This window comes from Rhizobium sp. BR 315, assembly GCF_050577975.1.
Taxonomy (GTDB): Bacteria; Pseudomonadota; Alphaproteobacteria; order Rhizobiales; family Rhizobiaceae; genus Rhizobium; species Rhizobium miluonense.
Map to the genome: position 1 here is coordinate 253,862 of NZ_JARWKZ010000001.1, position 25,488 is coordinate 279,349.

Genomic DNA, 25,488 nt, shown 5'->3' on the forward strand with positions numbered 1-25,488 from the left:
TGTAAAAACCGCCTAGTGAGAGTGGCGGGGAATGCCGGCATCGCGGCGCCCCACGAGAAAATCGAAATCGCAACCGGCATCGGCTTGGGTGACACGCTCGACATAGAGGCTTTGATAGCCCCCTTGCGGCGGTTCCGGCGGCTGCCATTCTGCCCGTCTCCTGGCCAGTTCCGCATCCGATACCATCAGCTCCAGCCGGCGGCCGGCAACGTCGAGTTCGATGATGTCACCGTCTCGCACCAGGGCCAGAGCGCCGCCTGCGGCGGCTTCCGGCGCGACATGGAGAACGACGGTGCCATAGGCAGTGCCGCTCATGCGGGCATCGGAAATGCGCACCATGTCGGAGACGCCTTGCATCAAGAGCTTCGCAGGCAGCGGCATGTTGCCGACCTCGGCCATGCCCGGATAACCGCGCGGACCGCAATTCTTCAACACCATCACTGAATCTGCATCGATATCGAGTTCGGGATCGTCGACGCGCTCGTAATAGTGCTCGATGTTCTCGAAGACGACCGCCTTGCCGCGATGCTGCATCAGATCCGGCGTCGCGGCCGATGGCTTGATGACGGCGCCGCTCGGCGCAAGATTGCCGCGCAGCACAGCGATCCCGCCTTCCTTGGTGAGCGGATTGCCGAGCGGCCGAATGACCTCTTCGTTGTAGTTCGGTGCATTCTCGATGATGTCGCCTATCGTCCTGCCGCTCACCGTCACTGCGTCGCGATGCAGAAGGCCGGCCTCATCAAGCGCGGCCATCACGGTTGAAAGGCCGCCGGCATAATAGAAGTCTTCCATCAGGAAGCGCCCCGACGGCATCAGGTCGACGATCGTCGGCACACCGCGTCCGAGCCGATCCCAGTCCTCGAGGTTAAGCTCAACGCCGACGCGCCGGGCAATGGCGATCAGATGGAGGACGGCGTTGGTGGAGCCGCCGATTGCGCCATTGACCCGGATCGCGTTCTCGAAAGCGGTCTTCGTAAGGATATCCGAGATCTTGATGTCCTGATTGACGAGTTCGACGATACGCCGACCGGCCATATGAGCGAGGACGCCGCGGCGCGCATCGACGGCAGGGATGGCGGCATTGTCGGGCAAGCCGATCCCGAGTGCTTCAACCATGCTGGCCATGGTGGAGGCGGTGCCCATCGTCATGCAGCTTCCGGCGGAGCGGCTCTGACCCTGTTCCGCGGATAGGAAGTCGCTCACGGCCATCCGGCCGGCTTTGACGTCTTCAGCGAATTTCCACACATGCGTGCCGGAGCCTATGTCCTGGCCGCGGAACTTTCCGTTCAGCATCGGGCCGCCGGATACGACGATCGACGGGAGATTGGTTGATGCGGCGCCCATTAGCAATGCCGGCGTGGTCTTGTCGCAGCCGGCAAGAAGGATAACGCCGTCGATCGGGTTGCTGCGGATCGATTCCTCGACATCCATGCTGGCCAGGTTGCGAAAGAGCATCGCTGTCGGGCGCATATTGCTTTCGCCGAGCGACATGACGGGGAATTCCAGCGGAAAGCCGCCGGCCTCGTAGACGCCGCGCTTCACATGCTCCGCTATGCCGCGCAGATGCGCATTGCAGGGGGTAAGCTCCGACCATGTATTACAGATGCCGATGACAGGCCGACCGTCGAAAACATGGTCGGGCAGCCCCTGGTTCTTCATCCAGCTGCGATGCATGAAGGCGTTTTTTCCGTCCCCGCCGAACCATGCGGAAGAGCGCAACTTGCGCTTGGGCTGGCTCATGTCTTCGGTTCCTGTGATTTGCGGCGCAGATTGCGGCTTTCGACGGCGCGCCTGACATCGTCTTCGGCATGATCGAGGAGGACCAGCAGCGCCTGTTGGGCGCCCTGCCCATCCCTTGCCGCGATCCTTTCGGCAACCTCGCGATGCAAAGGCAGCGAGGGACGTTGTCCGGTCGGATTGTCGTTCGAGAGGCGAAAGCTCATCACCAGAGCGGTTTGGATGAGGGCGGCGAGCGAGCCAATCAGCTCGTTACCGGTCATTCGCAGGATCGTCTGATGGAAGATCAGATCGGGTTCGGCAAACCGCTCACCGTCGTCGCCAAAAGCTTCCATTTCGGCAAGCGCGTCGTTGAGTTCAGCGAGCTGTTCGGGTGTTGCGCGCTGCGCTGCCAATGCCGCCGACATCGGCTCGATGGCCCGACGCAGCTCGAACAATGCCTTGACGTCTTCGTGGTTCACCGCGCCGGAATAGCGCCAGGATAGCACGTCCGGGTCGAGGAAATTCCATTCCGATCGCGGACGAACGCGCGTGCCGGTCTTCGGGCGGGATTCGACGAGCCCCTTGCCCGCCAGAACCTTGATTGCCTCGCGGAGCACGGATCGGCTGATCCCGAGCGTATCCTTAGAGCCATCGGCATTGGGAAGCGGCTCGCCGGGGAGTAGGCGCCCCTGCAGGATCCAGCTTCCGATCTGCTCAACGGCAGCGGCATGCATGCTGCTGTTGAGGTTTTGAAAGCCAACGGATGTCGGCGAGGGGAGCCTCAATGCGACGACTGGTCTCTTTTGATTAATGCTATTATTCATACTATTACATTATTGCGAAGCTTTCCGTTGTCAAGGAGGAATCGATCGCGAATTGCAACCGGCGGGATCTACCCGAGGGGATGGTCAGATTAGATGTGAAGGGATGAGAGCCAGTGGTGCAGAAGGCGGGATCGGTGGCTTGTTACCGAGCGCCCGCGTCCTTTGCCGTCGGCTGACACGGCGTTTCCAGAACGGTTCCGGGCTTTCGGTGCCGGATCGCTGCAGCGCGTCCCTGCGATATCAGTCGCAGGAGTTTGGACGAAGCATGGAAGGGGAATTCATCTCTATGAGCGGCAGCCTATGGCGCCGCAGGTGGAGATGATTGTCGCTCACTCGAACCAAATGGCAGTCGGCTCATAAAACTGTCGGTAAGGATCCGGAGTGGATCGTCGCAATTTGCAACAGCGCGAAAATGCCATTCCCGAGGCTCTCTTGCCAAAGGGGTTTCAGCGCTCGTCCATTCTGAACTGCCGCTCGAGGCTCCGGCCAGGGATGGCCGTTGCGGCGGCATTTGGCGGCCTTACTTAAGCACCCGGACAACGACGCGCTGCCCGATCGCCAATGGCGTGTCACGCGCGATGGTGATGATGCAGTTCGCTGCCCTGACATCGTTTCGCTCGCCGGAATTCTCCGCCGATTTCGGACGCGACAGCACCTTGGAAATTCGCGTGATCTTGCCGGGAACGGATTGGGTCGTTCGTCCTTCGGCGGCGATTTCGACGGCCATTCCGGGGCCGACAAGGTTAAGATATTCCTCGGGAATATCTGCACGCACGATCTTCGGTCCATCGGGCAGCAGGACGAACATCTCGGTCATTGCCTGGACAGAAACGGCTTCGCCTGCCTTGACGGCCTGGCGTACGACAACGCCGTCGGCGGGCGCCTTGATCGACCGCTGGGTCACCTCGCGCTTGGCGATTTCGAGGCGTTCACGCGCAACCGACACCATCGATGATGCGGAATTGGTTTCGATCGCCTGCGTCTCATAAGCGTCTTGAGCATCGCTGAGCGCCTGATCGGAAACAGCTTTGCCGGCAGCGGCCCGCTGCATTCTTTCAAGCGTTTTCGCCAGGTTCTTCGACTTGAGCTGAAGGAGCTTGTATCGGTCTTCTGCCTGGGACAGCTCCGCCTCGGCGATACGGACGGCGGATTCCTCCTGCCGGCCGTCGAGGACGGCGAGAACGTCGCCCTTGCGGACATAGGCGCCTTCCGGGGCTTCAACCGAGGCAACGACCCCATCGCGCATGGCAGTTATTCGATACAGCCCGCCTTCGACGTCGACCGTGCCGCGTGCGGCAGCCGCGATCGCAGGTGTCGGCGATTGCGCCTCGACGGTGTCGGGATTTTCGCCGGCCCTTGGCATGCCGACGGTCAGCCATAGGACGCACAGGGTCACGGACGTGCCCAATAATGCGGTCGCGAAAACGCGGTGGGAACGCTTCAGCCTATCCATGCCAGTCCTCTCGTGTATCGATGCCGCGCCCGGAAACGGGCCGCAGGTCAGACAGCAGCCGTCCGTCCTCCATCTTGAGGACACGGTCTGCCTTTGAAAAGAGACGCGCGTCGTGGGAAACGCACAGCACCGCCGTTCCCAATTGCCTCGCCGTCTCACGCAGGATCTCGACGATCCTAAAGCCATTGCTGCTATCCAGAGCGCTCGTCGGTTCGTCGGCAAACAGGATCGCCGGGTCTTTGACGATCGCTCTGGCAATCGCGACGCGCTGTTTTTCGCCACCCGACAGATGCGAGGGCCGCAGGTGCTGCCGCTCGAGCAGACCGACGCGTTGCAGCGCATCGCGCGCTTTGAGCCGGGCGTCCTCCTCCGGCACGTTCAGATAATCGAGCGGCACTTGCACCTGCTCGAGAGCCGAAAGGGCAGGAAACAGGTTGAAGCCCTGGAAGATGAAGCCGCAGTTCTGGAGACGAAACGCATCTCGTTCATTGTCGGTCGAGGACGACAGGTCGGTGTTTCCAGCCCGAATGCGGCCGCTATCCGGTTCCGTCATGCCGCCGAGCATCGCCAGAAGCGTGCTTTTTCCGCATCCCGAGGGGCCGCTGAGCACGGTGAACTCACCGCTGAAAATGTCGACAGAAACGTCGATGAGCGCGTTCGTGCGCATGCCCTGCACGGTGAACGACTTGTATAGGTTCGAGGCTGATATAGCGGGAAGCATGATATCACCTCAACAAGGTTGCAGGATCGGCCTGGCGAAGCCGGTGTATGGCCAGAAGGCATGCCAAGATGGCCACGACAAGTACGACCAACGATGCCGACACTAACACCGCGCCGTCAAGTTCGAAGGGAACCTTGTAGATCATGGCGATGACGCCAATGGCGACGCTCAGCACCCCGTTGATGACCAGCCCCGAAAATCCAACCCAGGCGGCTTGCTCTATGACGATTTTCCTCAGTCCGCTAAACGGCACGCCCAGGGCGCGAAGCGTCGCATATTGCGGGATCGTTCCGGCAACGGCGGCCATCAAGGTCTGGCTGGTAATGAGCGCGCCGATGGTGGCCGCAATCAGCGTCGCAAACACGAATGCGATGCCGGCGCCGGAATCAAACAGCATGTAGCTGGTCGACATATCCGCGAGTTCCTTTGCAGGCCAGATCTCGAAACGCTCGATCGGGGCGCGCTTGTTCAAGTGGCTCAAAACGCGCGACTGTTCGCTTTCCTTGCCGATATTAAACAGGAAATAGGTGGCGCCGCCGTCGGCGGGCAGTGTCTGGTCGAGGATGCGCGCCGTGTCGAGCGAGCCCACGACATTGACCCCTCCCAGACCACGCAGACCATCGATGAAGCCGATGACATGCACGGTATGGCCGTTCACTTCGGCAAGATCGCCAGCTCCGATCGAAAGCTTGTCGCTATCGGCCGAGTCGACGACAACTGCTGCCGGCTCGCGGAGCCGAGCACGCAGGTTCGGCGGAACCACCCGTGCCAGCCCTATGCTGTCGGATTGTGCGTCGATGCCGACGACTGTGACGCTGATGCCACCGCCGCCATGAATGCCACGCCAATCTCCCGAGCCCAGAAGAAACGGCTCGACATGCGAGATAGCAGGCTCCGCATAAAGGTTCGTCAGCACGCTGGCCGGAACGGTGCGCCCCAGTTCGACGCTTTGCGTGCCGGGAAAGCCGAGCCAGTAGCTCGCATTCGACTGGGTGACATAGAGCGAGTTCGCGCTGACGATGCCGAGCAGCAGCGCTCCTTGAGCTGTCATCAACAGTCCGGAAAACGCCACTGCCGCGACAGCCGGCAGAAACCGGCGCCATTCGTAGAGAAGCGTCTTGCGTGCGATCGCAACTGCCATGGTTACTTGCGCCCTTCCGCCTTGGTGGGACGCTTCACATCGTCGACAGTGGCGACGGGCTGCACGCCACGCGTCGCCTTATAGAAGGCGATCGTGGCGCGGGCCTCGTTTTCGATGCTCTCGGTCAAGGACGAGCGCAGCTCCAGAAGATCGATGGCTCCAGTGATCGATTTCGATTTTTCTGCAAGTCCCTCCCGAACGAGGACGTCGGTGCTGGCTTTGAGTTTTGAGACGCGCTGCAACCGCGCCCGCAAAATGGCCGTACGTGCTCGCGCGGCGTTGACCTCATGCAGGGCGCGAGAGGCTTCTTCATAGGCAACGAGCACGGCCTGTTTGTAAATGAGCACCGACTGGCGGAACTCGGCTTCGCGGGCCGCGACAGCGTCCTTGCGCCGACCGTAGTCGAAAATGGGCAATTGCACGGAGGGACCAGCGAAGGCTCCCAGGATAGAATTCGATACCGGGGTCCCGATCCCAATGGTGCCGTTCAGTCGCAGCTTCGGATAGAGATCGGCCTTGGCGATGCCGACTTGCGCAGCGGTTTGCCCCACCGCGTATTCGGCTCGCAACACGTCGGGCCGCGCGCGCAGGAGATCGGCCGGCTTGCCTTCCGCCATGCCTGCGACCGCGATCGGCTGTGGTTCGTACCTGAAAAGGGCAGGATCCGGAGTGGAGCTTCCCAAGAGCGTGGCGATCTGCTGACGCGTGCTGGCGACCTCACTATCCAGAAGCAGCAGCGTGGATTTGGCGGTATCGAGGCCTGCTCGCATGGGCTCGTTTTCGATCGAAGTCGCGAGCCCCGCTTGTTCCTTCACGCCGGCGATCTTTGTGTTGTTCTCCAGAAGACCAACCAGCTCTGCCGTGTCGAAGCGGCGCTTCTGAAGTGCGCGCAGGTGGACATAGTTGCTGGCAATCTCCGCCGTCACGGCGACTTTGGCCGCGGCAACATCTTCCGTCGCCATTGCTACGCTGAGGTCGGCCATCTTTTGCGCTTGCTTGTCCTGGCCGAAGAGCGGGATTTCCCAACTCGCGTCCAGATTGAGCTGAACAGGCCGGCGGGTAAAGTCGTCCTTAATTCGCGAGCCGGTCGCGGCGTTGGCCATCCCGGAGACAGACGCGTCCAGCTGATAGGCCGACATCGCGGAATTCGCCAGGGCTCTGGCCGACGTCAGGCTCTGATGTGCCATGGCGACCGTCAGATTCATGCTCTCGGCGCGGGAAACAAGTGAGGACAGTGTCTTGTCATGGAAGCCTTCCCACCAGGCCGAGGTGTTCGACCTGGCTGTGGAGGTCTTATAAGGCGCTCCATCATAGGCATTGGGCAGCGGTGGCGGCGTTACCTGCAGCGCGAGATCTGACGACTGGCAGGCTGACAATGCCAAGACCAAGCCCGCCATGGACAGAAGAACCCGGCAAGACTTTCGCCCGATGCCTGGCCTGTCGACTCTGCTTGTGTGATCTGTTCTGCGCGAGCGGTACTCGATACTATTTGCTTCATTCTTCATAACGTCATCACTAAGCAATCCATCTCGCAGCCGTCGGCGCGAACATGGGCAGGTTGTTGTCTTCGCACCACTGCCTGGCTCCATACGTTCAACGGCTGCGGTCCTGCCCGGAAAAGCAGGAGAAGAATCGGCGTAGATCTTCGATGCTATTCATCGTGACCCCAGTCGACATTGCGCCAGGTGCCGATCTCATTATAGAAGTATAAATCTGAATAATTGCTGGACCAGTAGGAATCAATGTTGAAAGGCACAACCGCGATGTTCGGCCCTTGCATCATGCGGATATAGGTCGGAAGCAATACTGTTTCATCGTGATACGCAACGTTGACATAGCGGGAAGACATCCAGCCCCGTCGGCCCGCTACGCTGACGTCGCACCACCTATAGTCTTTCTCGCATCCGTAAAGATGGACGCGCGAGCCGGCCAGCACCATTCCCACCGCCGGAACGTGAGCATTTGGTCCCGACCGAAGAACGACGTTGGTGCGCACATATCCTGCGGCAGCCGAATGGACGAATGCGAGGGAGGCCGTCGCCAGCGCGGCCGCAAAAAGTGCCCGTTGAATTCCGGATTCGACTTTCATGTCTGGGCGATGTCCTTCTCGACCGATCAAAGATCAATTGCCTTCACATGCGCTGCGCCATGACGCTGGCGCCTGCGTTCCGGCCGATCCGCTGCAAAGATCGCGATTGCTTCGGTTATGGTGAAAGAACTGTCTTTGCAAATCGTCAGGCTCCGGCGAGGCCCGAAACAATATGGCGACCCCCTACGGCCGGTTGCATAACCCTTGTTTGTGTGGATTTCGTGGAGACTTTGCGCACGACCCGTGAAGTTGAACAGCTTCATGACCGTTGCCGCCGGTTGAGGGAACGGAGACAAGTTCAGTCGGCGACAGAAGAGCCCGGCGCGGCCGGGCATTGCGGCCGCAGGTTTTCTTGCAAACTGGCGACCTCCGGTGGAAACGACCAAGAAAGAACGATCCACAGAATTTCCGCGCCACAGTCCGTCCTGCCGCGATTCCGACATCATGCCAGAAGCTCCCGATCTGCCGATGAACTGCGCAGAATTCATCGTCATGAGCGATATATGGCCGCTTGAGGTGGCCGATTTCGGGTGCATTCGGGCATCGAAAACCTTCCGGAACATCATCTTCCACTATACTCATAGCTGAACATCATGTGCCTCCGCAATCGGGCGTCCTCGCTTTTCAGAGAGACGTCGTTCACGGCTGTTCGCTTAGCGCGAACCCTACGGCGACTACGGTTGCAACCAGAATGATAACCGGGACCGCGAGTCGAACCCAGCTTCCGGTCAGCGCCGCCATCGCGCCGAGCAGCAGCAGCGCGGTCAGCAGCATCGCAGCCAGTAGCGCGAGCATCAGCAACTTGAACATTGGGGTGTCCCTTCCGCTTATTTGGGAGGCCTTCGGGTTCCCATCGGCGAAGCAGCGGCGGCAAGGAACGAGCCGCAGAACCTTGGTCCATGCTCTCTATGGGCATCGAGGTATCCCGTTGGATGCGAGGCAGGAGGTTGTTCGTTCAGGGCTCCCGCCGTCTCATATCTGAGCGCTCGTCCAAAAGATTGCGGTCGAGGCGCTAGGGTCGATAAGACACCCTAAGTGTTGCGGCCTGATCGATAATATGTGGAGGTTTCGTGGAGGAAGAGGATGAATATCGAGAGCACGCGTCGCTAAGTCGTTTCGCGGGGCAAAGAAGCGGGCGCAGCTACTGCAAACCCGCCGGAAATGCCCTAATCAATGATGGATCGGCCCTCGCGCTCTATGGTTTCGGATGCGCAATCATTCTTGTCGCGATCGCGAAGCTTGCGGCCGGCTTTGCTTGAGATGCCGGTGCAGGTCGGATCGACCTCATGCAGCACGCAGGCAGGGGAAGCGTATTCGCGGGTTTCTGCTCCCGTTTGAGGTCGATCGGATCTTGCCATTCGCTTTGTCCGCGTATGCGCCCCAGCCCGGTGTCGAAACATGCTTGAGCTGCGATAATGATTTTTATATAGGGAATGATAAGTCATCTTAATTCTTGAATCGAGATCCTTTCATTGGACCTTTCATCAATCGAAATATTCCTCGCTGTTGCCAGCGACCGCAGCGTGACGAAGGCTGCAAAGACGATCGGGCGCGTGCCGTCGAATGTGACGACGCGGATCCAGCAGCTGGAGAACTATCTTGGCGTCTTGCTCTTCAGCCGCGATGGAAAGAAGATGACGCTGACGAAAGAAGGTGAAACGTTTCTCACCTATGCTAATCGGCTTGCGGCACTAGCGCTCGAAGCGCGCCAGGCGGTGCGGCCACGGCGCCCAACAGGCACATTGCGTCTGGGAACGATGGAGAGCACGGCGGCAAGCCGGTTGCCTGCAGCGCTCAGCCAATTCAATCAGATGTGGCCGGATGTGTCGCTGCAGCTAACCCTTGGCGCATCCCGCGATCTTGCCCGCGATGTTCTGCGCGACGCCTTGGATTGCGCGCTGATCGCCCGGCCACCTGAAGCGATGCTGGATGAAGACGCCGGTTTTGATGACGAACTACAGCGGCTCGAGGCCGAGCCGGTGTTTGTCGAGGATCTATTGCTCGTGCTGCCATCCGGCCATCCGGCGGTCCGAACGGCTGCCGACTTGCGGGTCGGATCGATTGCCGCCCTGGAGCCCGGATGCACCTATCGAAGGATCGCCGAAAGCTGGGCGCGCAAGTCGAGCGTTTTGCAGACGACCGAGCTTGGCTCCTATCACGCTATCCTCGCAAGTGTGGCGACCGGCAACGCGGCCGGTGTCATGCCCAAGTCGGTTCTCGATCTCATGCATTGGCCGATGACCTCGCCTACCCATCAGCTTGCCGTCGTCGATACGATCCTCGTCTACCGTAAAAGGGATCGGCCGAGCGCGTTCAACGCGTTTCGCGAAGTGCTCGGCATCGTCAAAGGCAGGGATTTGCGCCTGGCGACGCATTAGCCGACATCCATCCTTCCTTACGACAATGCCCCTCAAAACTGGTTTCATCATGCAGCATCCAGACCCCCATAAAGCGGGATTCAGCCGGCTCCGCTTGTTTTCCCCGATCCTTGCCGGCGCGACCCTACGCGAACGATTGATGGCTTGTCTCGGCGCCTTGATCGGCATCGGCCTGACCGGCGCCATCAGCGGCTATTTCTTCGGGCAGGGGCCGTATCTGCCGTTCATCGTTGCGCCAATGGGGGCGTCCGCGGTGCTGCTTTTCGCGGTTCCTGCAAGTCCGCTTGCCCAACCCTGGTCGATCATTGGGGGCAATACGATTTCCGCCTTGATGGGCATCATCGCCGCCTATCTCGTTCACGATCCGATCATCGCGATCGGCGTCGGCGTTTCGATGGCGATCGGCGCGATGTCGTTCACGCGATGCCTTCATCCGCCGGGCGGAGCTGCGGCCCTGACGGCCGTTCTCGGAGGTCCGGTTGTTGCGAGCTGGGGGTTCCTGTTCCCGTTTGTGCCGGTTGCGCTCAATTCCTGCATACTCGTTGGCCTGGGGCTGGTGTTCCACAAACTTTCAAGGCGCAATTATCCGCATGTCGCAAAGCCGGTCGAGAATACCCATCAGACTCGCGACTTGCCGCCGCCTTTGAGGGTGGGCTTTCGCGAGGAGGACGTCGATTCCGCTTTGGAAGTGTTTGACGAAACCTTCGATATCGACCGTGCAGACCTCAGCCGCCTTCTGCGGCAGGTCGAACTGCAGGCCACCGTGCGATCGCATGGGGATATCCGCTGCGCCGACATCATGTCGCGCGATGTCATTGCCATCAGCGAGGATGCCGATCCCGATCATGCCCGGTATCTTCTTCTGAAGCATAATATTCGCACCCTGCCGGTGAAAGACAGGGAAGGCCGACTGATCGGGACGGTCGGGCTGCGCGAGCTGTCGGAAGGCATCGGCAGCATCGAGCGGACACTCTCTGAACCCGCCATAGCAAATGCGGGCGATCCCGCGCTCTCGCTGCTACCTGTCCTGACCGATGGCCGCACGCATGCCGTCATCGTCGTCGATGCCGATTGGCGAGTGCTCGGCTTGATATCGCAGACGGATCTATTGAGTGCCATGGCGCGGCTTCTGCCGACCAAGAATGCTGATGTTGCTTGAGACCGGTCGCCGGGCCTGAGCCGTTTCTGGCAAGATAGATCGGGATAGAGTGAAGGTGCCCGGCTCATTCGAGCGGATCGGCCGCCTTGATGAGACGTGCACCGGTGGCCAATGTCGCCGTAACGGCCTCTGCTATCCCGCAGCCGCCTTGGCGCTTGGTGCCATCGTCGGCGGCGCTTTGAATAACCGAGCTGCTCAGAATAATTAGCCAGGTAAAGGCTTGGGTTTTCGCTTCGGCCCTTATTGGTTTTGGCTTTCTGCACGAAGAGGGCCGTTCGAATGAAATAGGCCGGACCTACCGATAGGCCGGTGCTGAAGCGCGAAATTCCAAGCCCGATAAACCTGCCTTCGGTTGTCGGTTTCATACATGTTGTCCTTTTGCCAAGGATATTTGTCGGGTAGAAGACCCTGCCCCACAGCAGCGGGATGGCCGGATGGTCGCCTGTTATTTTCCGCTGGCGACTTGAAGGAGATGGCTTTGGATCTGATCGTGAAACGTGCCGGCGAAGGCTGGCAGGCGAGCTATGGCGACAAGGTCTGGCGCGCGGCGGTGGGACGCAGCGGCATCCGCGCCGAGAAGACCGAGGGCGATGGCGTGAGCCCCATCGGCTGCTGGCCGATCCGCCGGGTGCTCTATCGCGCCGACAAGCTGAAGGCTGCTCCCGTCTCGGTATTCGAAACCGCTGTTATAGACCCGCAGGACGGCTGGTGCGATGCGGCCGATCATCCCGACTACAATCGCCCGGTGCGCTTGCCCTTTGCCGCAGGCCACGAAGAGATGTGGCGCAAGGACGATCTCTACGACATCGTCGTGGTGCTTGGTCAAAACGATGATCCGGTAGTGCCGGGGGGCGGGAGCGCCATCTTTCTGCACGTCGCCAGCAAGGGCTACGGTCCGACTGCAGGCTGCGCCGCGCTGACGCTTGAGCACCTGCAGGAATTTCTGGCTATGGCCGAGCCCGGCACGCGGCTCTGCTTTCAGGGTTGAATCATGAGTGGAATTGATCATGCGGCGCTGGAGCAGGCGCTGAACGTGCTGCCGGATCGCTATCGCGGTCCGGCCGGAGTGGTGGGCGTGGTGAAGGATGGCGAGGTGATCGCCCGCCGTGCCTGGGGTTTTGCCGACATGGAGCGGCGCCTACCGATGACTGCGGCGAGCCGCCTGCCGATCTGCTCGATTTCGAAGCATATGACCTGCGCGTTGCTGCTGGACATGTTCGGCAGTCCGGAAGCACTCGATCCGCTGCTGCCGGAACTCCTGCCGAATTTCAAAGGCCCGCTGCCGCGGGTGGCCGATCTCTGTCACAACCAGTCCGGCCTACGCGATTATTGGGCTTTGACCGTGCTGCAAGGTGCAGTGCCCGAAGCTCTCTTCACCGAGGAAGACGGCCTGCGCCTGCTGTCGCAGGCAAAATCCGGACATTTTGCGCCGGGCGCGAACTATTCCTATAGCAACGGCAACTTCCGCCTGCTGGCAGAGCTGATCCGTCGCGCCAGCGGCCGCGATTTCGGCGAATTGCTGCGCAAACGTATCTTCGGCCCCGCGGCAATGACCGGTGCGGTGCTTGCTTCCGATACGCGCCAGACGCTGGATGGCGTCATAGGCTATGAGGGCAATGACACGGTGGGCTTCCTGCCCGCCAAGAGCGGCATCTTCTGGTTTGGCGATGCCGGCATCTCCGCCTCGCTTGACGATATGCTGGCATGGGAGCGCCATATCGACGCCACGCGCGACGATCCAGCGAGCCTTTACAATCGCATCAGCGTTCCCGTCAGCTTTGCCGATGGCAAGCCCGCTCCCTATGGCTATGGAATACGCCGTGACCGGATCGGCGGTTATGATATCACCGCCCATGGCGGCGCCTTGCGCGGCTTCTGTTCCTACAGGATGCATATTGCCTCCGAGCGGCTGTCGATCGTGGTGATCTTCAATCACGAGGCCAGCGCCATGCGGGCGGCCTGGTCGCTGATGGAGGCTGCCTTTGGTTGCCGCGTCGGCGACGATACCGTTCCGGCCGAAGGCTGGACGGGTCTCTGGCTGGATGAGACGCAGGGGCTTTATCTGCGCACGGAAGACCAGAAGGAGGGCGTGCGGCTGCTCTACGCTACCGCCCCTGGCCTGTGCACGCCTGCGCCGGACGGAACCGCGCGTGCGCGCGACATAGTGCTGCGGCGGGAAGAGGGAAGGTTGCTCATGGAGCGGCCGGGCGAGAATCTCCGTGTCGTTGCAAAGCCTGTCTCGCCGGTCGAATGGGCTGATGGTGCCGGGATTGCCGGATTGTACCGTTCAGAAGAGATCGGTGCGCGGCTTGAAATCGAAGCCCGTGATGGCGCCACCTATGTCGGTTTCGAGGGTATGCTGGGCAAGGGGCCGGTGGAGCGCATGTATCCGCTGGCGGATGATCTTTGGGTGATCACAACCCGCCGCTCGATGGATGCCGCCCCGCCGGGAGACTGGACCGTGCAAATCCGGCGCGATTCCTCCGGCAAGGTGTCCAACTTGAGGCTCGGTTGCTGGCTTGCCCGCAACATCGACTACCGACGGGTCTAAGGCCGCCTGGCGTAAAGCAGCCCGCAGCTTGGTTCGCGTAGCCGGCATAGGACCCGGATGCGCGAACACTACCCTTTTTCCGTCATGGTTCCAAACTGCTCAAGATAATATTCGATCGCCGTGTTGGCGTCGGCTCATGCCGCTCGGCGATACAAGGGAAGCTGAATGCGCACGCGAGCTCCCTTCCATGGGCCGTTCAGGATCGCAATGCTGCCGCCATGCAGCTGCGCTATCTGGCGCGCGAGATTGAGCCCGAGACCGGCGCCGCGGGAATACGGATGCAGGCGGTAGAAAGGCTCGAACACGTTCTTGTTCCAGGCGTGGTTTGTGGAGTCTGGTCATAAGCCAAAGTTCGCCAATGGCGAGTGCGTATAAGGAATAGGAGCATTTTTGCCCGCTTGATATAGCCTCCCGATGGTGCCGTTTCGGTATTGGCAGCCTCTCTATCCCGCACAACCTTGTTGCTTTGTGAAGGCTGCACAACATTGCCGGAAACCCGGTGCCATTGCTGGATGCGCCGGCCGTGTTTGAGGTCGAGCATGCCGATCGGCGCTGCAAAATGCAGCATCGCCGCATGAGCCGGCCGGCCGACATAATCCTTCATGACGACGAAAACCCACCCCATGAGCGCCAAAGCACCGATGGCAAATAGAACGGGGAGGGAGCGACGAAGGAGCATGGAGCAATCCAGTTTGGAGTGCAGGCTCTAGAGTCGGAAGATTACGTCGGCATTACACATGCCGACTGGCCCCACCCGGGCGAGCGCGGCTGTTGCCTGGACGAGATCAAAGGTGAAGGTGCACCGCCGAAAATCCCCGAGGATGCGCTTTTCCGCGACGAATTGGCGACGCCTGAGCGATTCGAGTGCGGATGAGCAGCAGTCTCGCGAAGTGACCTCGGTGGCGTCGTGGGACGCCGCCATCTTTCAGCCTTCGAAGCCGAACCTTTCGATATCGAAATCGTCGTCGTCCACTCTAACGGCGCGGCTCTGAATATTGGCCGCGTCCTGTTCCACAGGAATAGGAGCGCCGATCATGCCCGGGAGCTTCATGTCGATCGCGATGCCCGGAGGCTGCAAAGCCCAGGCGACAAGCGCTCCAGTGGACATGGCGCCGACGCCGCCGGACACGTCCTGAGCAGCGGAGGCGGGCAGGGCTGCCACGGGCTGCATCTTCTCCATGGCATTGCCGATCGAATTCTTCGAGTTCTCTGCAACGAGCAGGTTGCCAGCATCGTTCCGCCCGACCACCAGGCTTGCAAGGACTGTGCGAGCCGGCCTTTCAGGCGCCGCCATGGGGATCACTGCAATGCTCATCGGTCGCGATGCCGGGAGCGGGACAGCATAGGATGTCAGGTCGGTGAAGGGTTGTACCTTGTCTTCCTCGGCAACTCGCTTGCCGAGCTGAAGCTCCAGCACGTTCGCGGCCCGGCTTTGCGGTATCGGCAACATGCTCGTCAGAAGGCTTGCGCTCGAGTTTGCGACCTGAGACGGCGCCGGTGATCCGGCATCGTCGTCATCATCGTCCGCAACGGCCACGATCCCCTTCGGACGCCTCTTCGACTGCGCAAGCGCCAGCTCATAGCCGGGAAGCGGTCGGCCGTCAGTCGGCATGTGAAGGGTTCGTCCGCTTGGGAACAGCCTTGCAAGCTCCTGACGCGACATTCTGGGCCAGGCGCGGACACGGCCGACGTCCAAATGGACGAAGGGAGATCCGGAGTTGGGATAGAAGCCGACCCCGCCGATCTGCATCTGCATGGCGATCCCTCGCAGAGTCGCGAGTTTTACGCCCGGAATATAGAAATCCATCGCCTTGCCAAGCGTGTGCTGGCTGTGTTTTGCGACGCCGGAGCTGCGCGAGCGATTGCGCAACATGCCGTTGGTGGACGGCGAGCGATAGGCGGAGACGACGTGAATTGGCTCCCTGGCACCACTGCGGCCATAGACTTCCCAGACCAGGTCGAGCAGACTCGGATCGATCCTGGTCGGCTCGTTCTTTCGCCAGTCGCGCAGGAAGCGGTTGATCTGGGCGAGGCCGCGCGCATCATATTGGCCGTTACGCTTGAAGACGATGGTCGCTCTCTCGCCGGTATGCGTAAAAAAGAGCTTGAGCGCCCGGTCCTCGGCCGCTGCGGAGCCGGCAAATGCGCAAACCATCAGCATCGCGATCATAGCCAGCCGGCAAGCGACGAACGAGAAACTCATGGCGAGGGTTGCCGCCGGAATGGAAAGGATCGCTTGATGCACAGATACGACTTTCGCCCTTGCTAATAGACACAGAGATCAGAGGCGCCGCGTCCGCGGCATCGATATACCTCGCATTATGGTCAATAAATTCCTAACGGACCGTTTATGGCCCAAAGCGGGGCAGCCTGGGCGGCTTGCGTGCCGGTTCCGCGCGGCAATCTTGCGCCGGCCTTCCTCTCGTTAAGGATCCGGTGAAGACGTTGCGATCGCCTCTGCGAGCGTGTCTAGGGCATGTCGCCGACAACATGATGAGAGACATAAAAAAATAACGATTTAGGAGCTTTGCAAACGTTTTCTCTTGGGTTGCCAACTGCCTGCCAAGACAGCATCATCCCGCGTCATGAGCGGACAGAATCGATTTGCTCCCCCGTCCAGCGGGCAGCAAACCATTAGACGAAGCGACCTGTTGCGGCAGCTCCGGCGCGCCGGGCTGCGCCGTTTGACGACGATCGTCGCGCCCGCGGGTTATGGCAAAACCTCCCTTGCCGTCCAATGGTATGAGTTGCTGAAGGAAGACGGGGTCAACCTGTGCTGGGTATCGCTCGATGCGGAGCATACGAACCAGGAAACATTTCTGCTTGCGCTTATCGATGCGCTGCAGACGCTTCTGGATGAGGATGGCGGCGATGCCGGCAACCTGCCGGCTGGCGCGCTTCTCTCCGTGCTCGCAACACGACTGCGCAAGATTCCAGGCCCCTTCGCCTTCTTCCTTGACGACTATCATTTCGCTCAGACGGATGCGATCGAAGCGCTGATGGCGAAGATCCTTGCAGATCCTACCCTCGAGCATGTCAAACTGGTGCTCGTGAGCCGTAGCCCGCCGCGATTTCCGTTGTCGGCATTGCGCCTTCGCGGCGAGTTCAAGCAGTTTGGCGTCGCCGAGCTCGGCTTTTCCGATGCCGAAGCCTGCGAATTGTTCACCGGCAAGGGAACGCATCTGACCGAGGAGCAGGTAGGCGCTTTCAACCGCCGGACCGAGGGCTGGGCCGTCGCGTTGCAGATGGTGAGCCTGCTTGTATCGGAATCGGAGGAAAGCGACGCCATTCTGGCCTCCTTCGATGGCGGCGGCGCGGACATGGGCGCCTATCTTTCAGAGCAGGTGTTTGAACATCTGCCCGAGGAGATTCGTCAGTTTTTGACCGAGACCGCTGCACTGCCTGCGTTCAACCACTCGCTTATCGAGGCTGTTCTCGAAGACAGCGGGAATGCAGGCCTGATCGAGCGCCTCAACGATTATGCTCTTCCAGTCACGCTGCTTGCCGGACCCGGCAACTGGATGCGCTATCATCCGGTCTTCAACGAGTTCCTCAAGCAGACCGCCAGCCGGCGCGGCGTCGACGCCAAACGCGCCCTGAACCGGGCAGCGCGATGGTTCGAGGCTCGGGGTGATATCGACCGGGCAGTTCAGCATGCGCTTTCGGCGGGTGACGCCGATCTGGCAGCGCGCATCGTCGAAACAGCCGGAGGCTGGCGGCGCGTCTATGCTACCACGCGCGGCGGTACGACGCTCTTCCAGGCATTGAGCGGGCGTGCCTCGGAAATCGACCTCAGCCGCTTTCCGCTGGCTACCCTAGGGCTTTCGATCTTCAATGCCAAAGCCGCGCAGCTTGCCGCCGCCAATCATTATCTGGTCATAGCAGAGCGCGCTGCCGCCGGTGACGAAATCCTGGCAAAAGACTTGCGTGTGGTGCGCATCCTTCTGGCCCTCTACACCGATCATTGGGCAAGTGCGGCCGATCTTTCCGCATTGGAGAACGATCTGCAGCAGCCCGACGGTATGGAACTCATCCACCGGGCGCTGGCGCTCAACATGCTCTCCTATAATTTCCTGATCCGCAGCGAGCTTGATCGGGCATTGCATTATGGCCATCTCGCCTTGCGTGCCTTTCGCGATGGCGGCGCCGATTTCGGCGCGATGCACCTCTACACTCATATCGGTCAGGCTTTCTTTTTTTCCGGCGATTGCGCAAGCGCGCTGACGGCCTATGACGAGCTGATCAGCGAGGCTCAGGCCAATATCGCCCCGGGTAGCGATCTGGATGCCGTCGGTCAGGTGTTGAAGGCGGAAATTCTCTCGATGCGTGGTGAGACGGAGGCGGCGGCCGGGATGCTCGGCTGGGCGCTGCCGCATCTTGAGCGCCACGATACCTGGTTTGATCTTCTCGCCGCCGGCTTCATGGCCGAGCAGCGGATTTTGCGGATGGGAGAGGATCCCGTCGCCGCTCACATAGCGATGGACCGCATCCGCGCGGTGGCCCGGCGGCGCGGTTTCGATCGGCTTACCCGGCTGATCGATCGAGAACGGGCCATGCTTCTGATGGCGTCGGGAGATCTCGATCAGGCGATCCGCCATGCCGAGGCCAGCGGTTTCGGCACGCAGGCGATCGGATCCGACCGCGCCAATATGCTGTCCATTCATCTGCGCGGTGCGACGCCGGCTATTTTCTGGACCCGTGCCTATCTGGCGCTCGGCGAAATTCCAAAGGCGCGCGAGGTTTTTGATCAGCTGACCACGCGTCAGGCACAACTCCCGCATATCCCGCGCAGGATTGAGCTTGCTCTCATCGAAATGCGGATCTTGATCGCCGAGGGCCGCGATGATCAGGCTGCGGCCCGCCTTTCCGATCTCGCTGTTTCGATGCCGCTCAGCGACTATCGCGCCCTGTTTCATCTCGATCACGCAGCAGGGCTCGACGAACTTCGCACACTCGCCAACCATCCGGCCATCGCCAGCGTTACCCGCAAACGCCTCCAACCCCTGCTTGGCAGCGCCGGCTCGGCGCAACAGCCTGCCGGCAGCGATGACCTGTCTCTTTTTACCGGACGCGAGCGCATGGTCATGGAATTGCTGAGCGCCGGGCTTTCCAACAAGGAAATCGGTCGAACGCTCTCGCTTTCAGACAACACCATCAAGTTCCATCTGCGAAACATCTTTACCAAGCTCAATGTTTCGACACGGACGGCGGCGGTGACGGCAGCCCGGCAAAAGGGCATGCTCAATCGCTAACCTACCCGAACGGGTAGGGTCTGTTTATTCACCCACCCATTGTGAAGGCTATCGGGGCCTGAAAAAACGCCTAGTCTGCTTTGGTGCGAACAGATGACGAGGGGCAGATTCGTGATCATCGTCGATCCGGTGACTCAGGAGATAATAGAGGGCAAGCTCGCCGCCACCGTCGACGAGATGGGCGTGGTCATGGCCCGGACCTCGATGAGCCCCGTGATCTATGAGGTGCTGGATTTCGCCTGCGGTCTCCTGACGCGTGAGGGAGAGCTGGTGGCGCAGATGAACGGCATCACCTTGTTCACCGGCACCTTCGGCACGCAGGTCAAATCGCTGATCGCGCTCTATGGTGACGACCTCGAAGACGGCGACATCCTTCTGACGAACGATCCCTATTCCGGCGGCACGCATGCCTGCGACTTCGCCATCGTCAAGCCGATCTTCTTCGATGGCCGGATTCTGGCCTATGCCATCAATGTCGCGCACTATCTCGATGTCGGCGGCTCGGTTCCCGGCTCGCTCGCGCCCGATGCCACCTCGGTTTTTCAGGAGGGATTGCGGCTGCCAGGGATCAAGGTGGTGCGCAACGACCGCTTCTCGGGCGAAGTCCTACGCATTATCCGCGAGAATGTTCGTCTGCCTGACATCGCCATCGGCGATCTCACGGCCCAGGTGGCAACGGTTCGGGTTGCGGCTCGACGGATGGCCGAGCTCTCGCGGAAATATAGCGTGGACACCGTCGAGGCCGCCTTCGATCACCTGCTTGCGACCAGCGAGAGGCAGGCGCGTGCTGCCATCGCCGCCTTGCCGGACGGGATCTATGAAGCGCAAGACATCATCGACGGCGACGGCGTGACCACCGACCCGATCGAGGTGAGAGTGGCCATTACGATCGCGGGGGATCGGCTGACTGCCGACTTCACCGGCTGCCCGCCAGCGGTTGCGGGGCCGATCAATTGTGCAGCGGGTGCGCTGCAATCGGCTGTGCGCACCATATTCAAGGCATTGGTGGCGCCGCAGGCGCCTTCCAACGAAGGCTGGTTTCGGCCGCTCATCGTCATCGCGCCGCAAGGGTCCGTCTTTACCGCCGAAAAGCCGTCTCCGACGGGTTGGTACTATGAGGGCTCCGTCCACGCCTCCGAGCTTGTCTGGAAAGCGCTTGCGAAGCTGATGCCGGAGCGGTTCTCCGCAGGCTCTTACACGAGCCTCTGCGTCGTTTATATCTCGGGCAAGGATGCTGCCGGCCAGCCCTTCATCCACATCGAGCCGCAACATGGCGGCTGGGGCGCAAGCAAGGACGCCGATGGCGCGAATGCCTTGATCGCACTGACCGATGGTGACACCTACAATTATTCCGTCGAGGTCATCGAGGCGCGGTTCCCTCTGATGGTACGCCGTTATGCGCTCAACATCGAGGGCGGATCGGGCGCGGGTCGCCGTCGCGGCGGTTTCGGCGTCATCCGCGATTATGAGCTTCTCGAGGACGGGTCATCGGCCTATTGCAGCTTCGGGCGGACCGAAACAGCTCCCTGGGGGATCGAGGGAGGCACTTCCGGCTCTGCCAACCTGCTGCAGGTGGAAGATCCTGCCGGTGAGGTCAGGAATTTTGGCCGGGAGCCGCATATTGCGCTTAAGCGCGGCGATCTCGTGCGCATCATAACTGGCGGCGGCGGCGGCTGGGGCGAGGCGCGCTCCCGCGAGGCCGAGCATGTCCGCCGCGATATCGAAGATGGTTACGTGTCGAAGGAGGCGGCGCGGGAGCTGTATGGATTTGACGAGAGGATGACGGGATGATCAGGCTGGCGACGGATGTGGGCGGCACTTTCACCGACCTCGTCGGCTACGACGAGCGGACCGGCGAGATTTTCACCGCCAAAAGCCTGACGACCGTTCAAGACCAGTCCGAAGGCGTGCTTTCCGCTATCGACCTTGCCGAACGGAAGGATGGGCTTTCCACGCGCGACGTCATCTTCTTCGCGCATGGCGGAACGACCGTGATCAACGCGATTACCGAGCGCAAGGGTGTCAAGACGGCGCTCGTCACAACGGCCGGCTTTCGCGACGTGCTGGAAATCGGCCGCGGCAATCGTCCCGATCTCTATAATCTCCAATTCAGAAGCCCGGAGCCCTTCGTGCCGCGCAGCCTTCGCTTCGAGGTGCGCGAGCGCATGGATGCCAAGGGGCGGGTTCTGACGCCGATCGAACTTAGCGACATCGAGCCGATCATCCGCGAATGCCGGGCGCGCAACGTCGAGGCCGTGGCCGTCATCTTTCTCCACAGCTACGTCAATCCCCATCATGAGATTACCTGCGCCAGGGCGCTTGCCGAGGCTCTTCCCGATGTAACGATCTGCGCCAGCCACGAGGTCTCCCGCCAGTGGCGCGAATATGAGCGCTCCAATACCGCCGTGCTCAACGCTTACGTGCAGCCGATCATCAAGCGCTACTTCGCGCGGCTCGAACGCGCTTTGACGGAGCGCGATCTCACTTGCCCCTATTACGCGATGCAATCCAACGGCGGCATTTCGACTTTCGATCAGGCGCAGATGAGTCCGCTGACATTGGTCGAATCCGGCCCGGCCGGCGGCGTTGCGGGTGCTGCGCGCATCGGCGCCGTGCTCGGTCAGTCGGAAGTGCTTTCGCTCGATGTCGGCGGCACGACGGCAAAATGCTCTCTGATCCATGACAGCCGTCCGACGCTGGACAGCGAGTACAAGCTCGAGCATACCCGTATCGTCCCAGGCTATCCCGTCCAGGTGCCAGTGGTCGACATCGTCGAAATTGGTGCGGGCGGCGGTTCCATTGCCCACATCGATGAGCGCGGCGCGCTTCGGGTGGGGCCGGAAAGTGCTGGCTCGACGCCTGGGCCGGCCTGCTACGGACGCGGCGGCGACAAGCCGACGCTCTCAGACGCCTTGCTGACGCTCGGTATTTTCGATCCCGCAAGCTTTGCCGGCGGCCAGATGCAGCTCGACAAGGACAAGGCGGCAGCGGCCATTACGACGGTTGCCAAGCCGCTCGGGCTATCGGTCGAGGATGCGGCGCTCGCCATCGTCGAGATCGCCCATGCCTCGATGATCAATGCGCTGAAGCTCGTGACCGTGCAGCGCGGACACGATCCGCGCGATGCCGCCTTCGTCATTTCCGGCGGTGCGGGGCCGGCGCTTGCCGCTCGTCTCGGACGCGATCTCGGCGTGAAGATGACGGTCGTACCGCCGCATCCCGGCATCTTTTCGGCCTGGGGCATGCTGGCGGCTGAACCCCGCGCCGATTTTCGCGGCACCTGGTTCTCTCCTCTCGAACCGGAGGCCATCAGCAATCTCAAGCGTCGTTTCGACGAATTGAAACGGGAGGCAGTTACCTATTTCGCCAAGGGCGATGCGGCGGAGGTTCGCTATGTCTGCCGCGTCGAAGCGCGTTATCGCGGACAGGAGCACGGCGTCTTCGCCCTCTTCGACATGGAGGACAACGCCGAAAGCTTTGCAGAACGCTTCCACGCTGCCCATGAACGTGCCTATACGTTCTGCCTGCCCAATTCGCCGGTCGAGATCACGATGATCCACTTGGAGGCTGTGCTTCACGGCCCGGTCATCGCCATCCCGAAACTCGATGATGCCGGCCGATCGCTGGACACGGCTTTCAAAGGGCATCGAGAAGTCTATTTCGGGGGGACGACCGGTTGGGTGTCCTGCCCCGTCTACGAGCGCGCGCGGCTGCCGTCTTCGGAGAAGATCGCCGGCCCTGTTATCATCGAGGAGGCGACCGCAACGTCGCTGGTGGTTGCCGGGCAGGTGCTTGAAGTGAGCGAGGAGGGCTTGCTGCTCATCCGCGAACGCGACGGGAGAAGCGTCTGATATGGCGATCGCGATCAGTCTCGACCATATCGTCAGAAGTTACGAGGCGATGCACGCCGTCGACGACGTGACGCTCGATATCCGGGCGGGGGAGTTCTTCACGCTGCTCGGCTCGTCCGGTTGCGGCAAGAGCTCGCTCTTGAAGCTGATCGGCGGTTTCGACAAGCCCACTTCGGGCCGCGTGCTTTTCGACGGAAGGGATATGGCTGGTATTCCGGCCAATCGCCGGCCGGTCAATACCGTCTTCCAGTCGCTCGGGCTCTTCCCACATATGAATGTCGCGCAGAACGTCGGTTATGGACTGAAGCTGCGCGGGCTCTCGGGAACTGCGCTGAAGGCCAAGGTTGAGGATGTTCTTGAACTCGTCGAGCTTTCCGGCTTTGCGGATCGCGACGTCAATCTTCTTTCAGGCGGCCAGCGCCAGCGCGTGGCGCTTGCCCGCGCGCTTGTGATGGAGCCGGGCATCCTTCTGCTTGACGAACCTCTGACCGGACTCGACGAGCGGCTGCGCCAGCAGATGCGCGACGAATTTGGGCGGCTCCACAAGCGCACTGGTGCGACCTTCATTCTCGTGACCCACAATCAGGACGAGGCCCTCAGCCTTTCCGACCGGATGGCGGTGATGCACAAGGGGCGGATCGAGCAGACCGATGCGCCGGCGCGCTTCTTCGAGGCACCGGCCAATGCCTTCGTCGCGCGCTTTGTCGGCATCGATACGCTTTTGAAGCCTGAAAACATTTCGCTTTCCGGTGGCAAGGCTGTCGCTACGATTGCCGGCCAGCGGGTGAACGTGACCTTTTTCGGGGTAGCACCGCCGTCCGACGCTCTTGTCGCAATCCGACCTGACCGAATTGACTTTGTCCCGACTGCCGAAGAGGCAGCCGAAACAATTGAACTTAAGGTTGTCGAAAGCATCTATCGCGGATTGAGTCATGACGTTACGCTCGCTTTTGCCGACAGCCAGCGTGTGGTGTTAACGACTAGCGCGGATGCAACTCCGCCCTTGCCGGGCGAGAGCGTGCGTGTGCGTCTGAAGCCGGGTGCTGCGCTCCTGATCGATCGTTCCGGAATACCGGCCTTGGCTGGAGGCGACGAGTAGAACCCGAATAGCCGACATAAGCGAAAAATAAGGGAAGGGAATGACACGATGAACAAACGCAATGATCTCGTCTCCTCCGCTTTGAGGAGCAACATGCAGCGCCGTGACATGCTCAAGCTGATGGGTGCGGGTGCGGCCGCGCTGTCTTTTGGCGGATCGGCTGCTACGCCCGCCATGGCCGCTGACGCAACGGTTGCATTCTGGGCCACGGCTACGCTCGACATCGGTGACAAATGGCAGGAATTTGCCCGTCAGAGCGGCGTTTCGCCCGAATTTACCGATAACGGCAACGACGTCGGCCCGGTGGTTGCGCGCCTTGCCGCCGGCAATGCCAACGATCTTTTCGATGTCGGCGGCTTTCAGGGCGGCGCCGAACGGGAGCTTGCCAAGCAGGGGCTGATCGCTCCTTGGGATGTTTCCAAGATCCCGAATTTCGCCGGCATCTGGCAATGGGCCAAGGATATCCCGACCTTGACCTACGAGGGGAAGCAGTACGGCATTCCGACTGTGGTCAACGCCGACTCCATCATCTATCGCCCCGACAAGCTCGGCAAGGTCGACAGTTATGGCGTGATCTTCGATCCCAAGCTCAAAGGCCGGGTGGCGATGGAAGACGCCTGGATCAATAGCGCCATCTTTACGGCCATCTACCTCAAGGGAGCGGAAAACAAGCCGATCAAGGATCCCGGCAACCTTTCCGAATCGGAGCTCGGCCTCGTCATGGAGTTCCTGATCAAGCACAAGAAGGACGGCCAGTTCCGCACCTTCTGGAACGGCTGGGAACAGGGCGTTCAGCTCGTGGCCAATGAGGAAGTCGATGCCATGACCGGCTGGGAGCCGATCGTCTACGAAGGCCGCAAGCGCGGGCTTCAGGTGGAATATGCCGCTCCCGTCGAAGGCTATGAGGGATGGGGCAACAACACGGTGTTGCTCAAGGGTGCGGCAGATCGCGGCAAGGCCGATGTCGCCCACAAGTTCGTCGATGGCCTGCTTGCCGGCCTCTATGGTTGCGAATTGGGCAAGGCGCGCGGCTATCTCGTGCCGACCGACAACAATCTCGCCTATGCCAAGGCTCACCCGGACGAATACAAGGCCGACGATGTCGCCAAGCTCGCCGACCATGTGAAGGCCAAGTTCTCCGGAAAGGTCTACTGGCAGAATTGCCGCCCGGACAATTTCCAACTCTACGAGGAGTGGTGGCAGAAGCTGCGCAACGCCTGATGTAACGCGATGGACCGGGGCTGGCGCATC

Annotated in this window: 22 protein-coding genes; 10 read left to right on the forward strand and 12 right to left on the reverse strand. The window is 60.9% G+C overall.

The genetic code is table 11. The features are described 5' to 3' along the window. Positions 1 to 12: 12 nt before the first annotated feature. From QD409_RS01235 to QD409_RS01265, 7 genes are all read right to left on the reverse strand, one after another. Positions 13 to 1,740 (reverse strand): IlvD/Edd family dehydratase, encoded by a 1,728-nt coding sequence (locus QD409_RS01235; protein WP_430761649.1) that lies wholly within the window; start codon positions 1,738 to 1,740, stop codon positions 13 to 15. Then, positions 1,737 to 2,504 carry a FadR/GntR family transcriptional regulator gene (locus tag QD409_RS01240; RefSeq protein ID WP_430761650.1) on the reverse strand — a complete coding sequence of 256 codons (768 nt, stop codon included), beginning with the start codon at positions 2,502 to 2,504 and terminating at the stop codon, positions 1,737 to 1,739. The genes QD409_RS01235 and QD409_RS01240 overlap by 4 nt, the downstream gene beginning before the upstream one ends. Positions 2,505 to 3,063: 559 nt before the next feature. Continuing rightward, on the reverse strand, positions 3,064 to 3,996 hold the full coding sequence (locus tag QD409_RS01245) for an efflux RND transporter periplasmic adaptor subunit (RefSeq protein ID WP_245297913.1): 933 nt from the start codon (positions 3,994 to 3,996) through the stop codon (positions 3,064 to 3,066). Beyond that, entirely contained in the window at positions 3,989 to 4,717 is a 729-nt protein-coding gene (locus QD409_RS01250) for an ABC transporter ATP-binding protein (protein WP_092844177.1), read from the reverse strand. Before QD409_RS01250 ends, QD409_RS01245 begins: the two co-directional genes overlap by 8 nt. Before the next feature lie 4 nt (positions 4,718 to 4,721). After that, the gene (locus QD409_RS01255) at positions 4,722 to 5,858 is read right to left on the reverse strand and encodes an FtsX-like permease family protein (protein ID WP_092844175.1); all 1,137 of its coding nucleotides are present in this window, start codon (positions 5,856 to 5,858) and stop codon (positions 4,722 to 4,724) included. Between the two features lie 2 nt (positions 5,859 to 5,860). Beyond that, the gene (locus tag QD409_RS01260; protein WP_430761651.1) at positions 5,861 to 7,255 is read right to left on the reverse strand and encodes a TolC family protein; all 1,395 of its coding nucleotides are present in this window, start codon (positions 7,253 to 7,255) and stop codon (positions 5,861 to 5,863) included. A 254-nt stretch (positions 7,256 to 7,509) separates the two neighbouring features. Then, a complete protein-coding gene (locus QD409_RS01265) occupies positions 7,510 to 7,947 on the reverse strand; it encodes an SH3 domain-containing protein (RefSeq protein ID WP_092844171.1) in 438 nt (145 codons plus the stop codon). 372 nt (positions 7,948 to 8,319) lie between these two features. On the opposite strand from QD409_RS01265, the gene QD409_RS01270 reads away from it, so the two are divergent. Continuing rightward, the gene (locus QD409_RS01270) at positions 8,320 to 8,535 is read left to right on the forward strand and encodes a hypothetical protein (RefSeq protein ID WP_139115021.1); all 216 of its coding nucleotides are present in this window, start codon (positions 8,320 to 8,322) and stop codon (positions 8,533 to 8,535) included. Between the two features lie 51 nt (positions 8,536 to 8,586). Here QD409_RS01270 and QD409_RS01275 read toward each other — a convergent pair whose 3' ends face one another. Together QD409_RS01275 and QD409_RS01280 are read right to left on the reverse strand one after the other, a co-directional pair. Further along, positions 8,587 to 8,757 carry a hypothetical protein gene (locus QD409_RS01275; RefSeq protein ID WP_159432140.1) on the reverse strand — a complete coding sequence of 57 codons (171 nt, stop codon included), beginning with the start codon at positions 8,755 to 8,757 and terminating at the stop codon, positions 8,587 to 8,589. Positions 8,758 to 9,113: 356 nt separating this feature from the next. Beyond that, positions 9,114 to 9,305: a hypothetical protein gene (locus tag QD409_RS01280; RefSeq protein WP_430761652.1), complete on the reverse strand. Its 192-nt coding sequence runs from the start codon at positions 9,303 to 9,305 to the stop codon at positions 9,114 to 9,116. A gap of 114 nt (positions 9,306 to 9,419) precedes the next feature. Between QD409_RS01280 and QD409_RS01285 the strand changes: the two genes are divergently transcribed. The 4 genes from QD409_RS01285 (at position 9,420) to QD409_RS01300 (ending at position 14,035) form a co-directional block, all read left to right on the forward strand. Next, the gene (locus tag QD409_RS01285) at positions 9,420 to 10,325 is read left to right on the forward strand and encodes a LysR family transcriptional regulator (RefSeq protein ID WP_092844167.1); all 906 of its coding nucleotides are present in this window, start codon (positions 9,420 to 9,422) and stop codon (positions 10,323 to 10,325) included. A 49-nt stretch (positions 10,326 to 10,374) separates the two neighbouring features. After that, a complete protein-coding gene (locus tag QD409_RS01290; RefSeq protein ID WP_092844266.1) occupies positions 10,375 to 11,484 on the forward strand; it encodes an HPP family protein in 1,110 nt (369 codons plus the stop codon). A gap of 472 nt (positions 11,485 to 11,956) precedes the next feature. Beyond that, positions 11,957 to 12,472: a L,D-transpeptidase family protein gene (locus tag QD409_RS01295; RefSeq protein ID WP_430761653.1), complete on the forward strand. Its 516-nt coding sequence runs from the start codon at positions 11,957 to 11,959 to the stop codon at positions 12,470 to 12,472. Positions 12,473 to 12,475: 3 nt separating this feature from the next. Then, positions 12,476 to 14,035, forward strand: coding sequence for a D-aminopeptidase (locus QD409_RS01300; RefSeq protein WP_092844163.1), 1,560 nt, complete (start codon positions 12,476 to 12,478; stop codon positions 14,033 to 14,035). Between the two features lie 134 nt (positions 14,036 to 14,169). On the opposite strand, the gene QD409_RS01305 is transcribed toward QD409_RS01300, so the two are convergent. From QD409_RS01305 to QD409_RS01315, 3 genes are all read right to left on the reverse strand, one after another. Continuing rightward, a complete protein-coding gene (locus QD409_RS01305) occupies positions 14,170 to 14,340 on the reverse strand; it encodes an ATP-binding protein (protein WP_092844161.1) in 171 nt (56 codons plus the stop codon). Next, entirely contained in the window at positions 14,265 to 14,639 is a 375-nt protein-coding gene (locus tag QD409_RS01310; protein WP_167667868.1) for a hypothetical protein, read from the reverse strand. The genes QD409_RS01305 and QD409_RS01310 overlap by 76 nt, the downstream gene beginning before the upstream one ends. Positions 14,640 to 14,960: 321 nt before the next feature. Then, positions 14,961 to 16,238, reverse strand: a complete 1,278-nt coding sequence (locus QD409_RS01315; RefSeq protein ID WP_430761654.1) for a DUF882 domain-containing protein — start codon at positions 16,236 to 16,238, stop codon at positions 14,961 to 14,963. A 448-nt stretch (positions 16,239 to 16,686) separates the two neighbouring features. On the opposite strand from QD409_RS01315, the gene QD409_RS01320 reads away from it, so the two are divergent. From QD409_RS01320 to QD409_RS01340, 5 genes are all read left to right on the forward strand, one after another. After that, positions 16,687 to 19,287 carry a LuxR C-terminal-related transcriptional regulator gene (locus tag QD409_RS01320; protein ID WP_245297911.1) on the forward strand — a complete coding sequence of 867 codons (2,601 nt, stop codon included), beginning with the start codon at positions 16,687 to 16,689 and terminating at the stop codon, positions 19,285 to 19,287. A gap of 93 nt (positions 19,288 to 19,380) precedes the next feature. Then, entirely contained in the window at positions 19,381 to 21,078 is a 1,698-nt protein-coding gene (locus QD409_RS01325) for a hydantoinase B/oxoprolinase family protein (protein ID WP_092844157.1), read from the forward strand. Continuing rightward, positions 21,075 to 23,138, forward strand: coding sequence for a hydantoinase/oxoprolinase family protein (locus QD409_RS01330; RefSeq protein ID WP_430761655.1), 2,064 nt, complete (start codon positions 21,075 to 21,077; stop codon positions 23,136 to 23,138). Before QD409_RS01325 ends, QD409_RS01330 begins: the two co-directional genes overlap by 4 nt. A gap of 1 nt (position 23,139) precedes the next feature. Next, positions 23,140 to 24,237, forward strand: coding sequence for an ABC transporter ATP-binding protein (locus QD409_RS01335; RefSeq protein WP_430761656.1), 1,098 nt, complete (start codon positions 23,140 to 23,142; stop codon positions 24,235 to 24,237). A 48-nt stretch (positions 24,238 to 24,285) separates the two neighbouring features. Continuing rightward, on the forward strand, positions 24,286 to 25,458 hold the full coding sequence (locus QD409_RS01340) for an ABC transporter substrate-binding protein (protein WP_092844151.1): 1,173 nt from the start codon (positions 24,286 to 24,288) through the stop codon (positions 25,456 to 25,458). Positions 25,459 to 25,488: the final 30 nt, after the last annotated feature.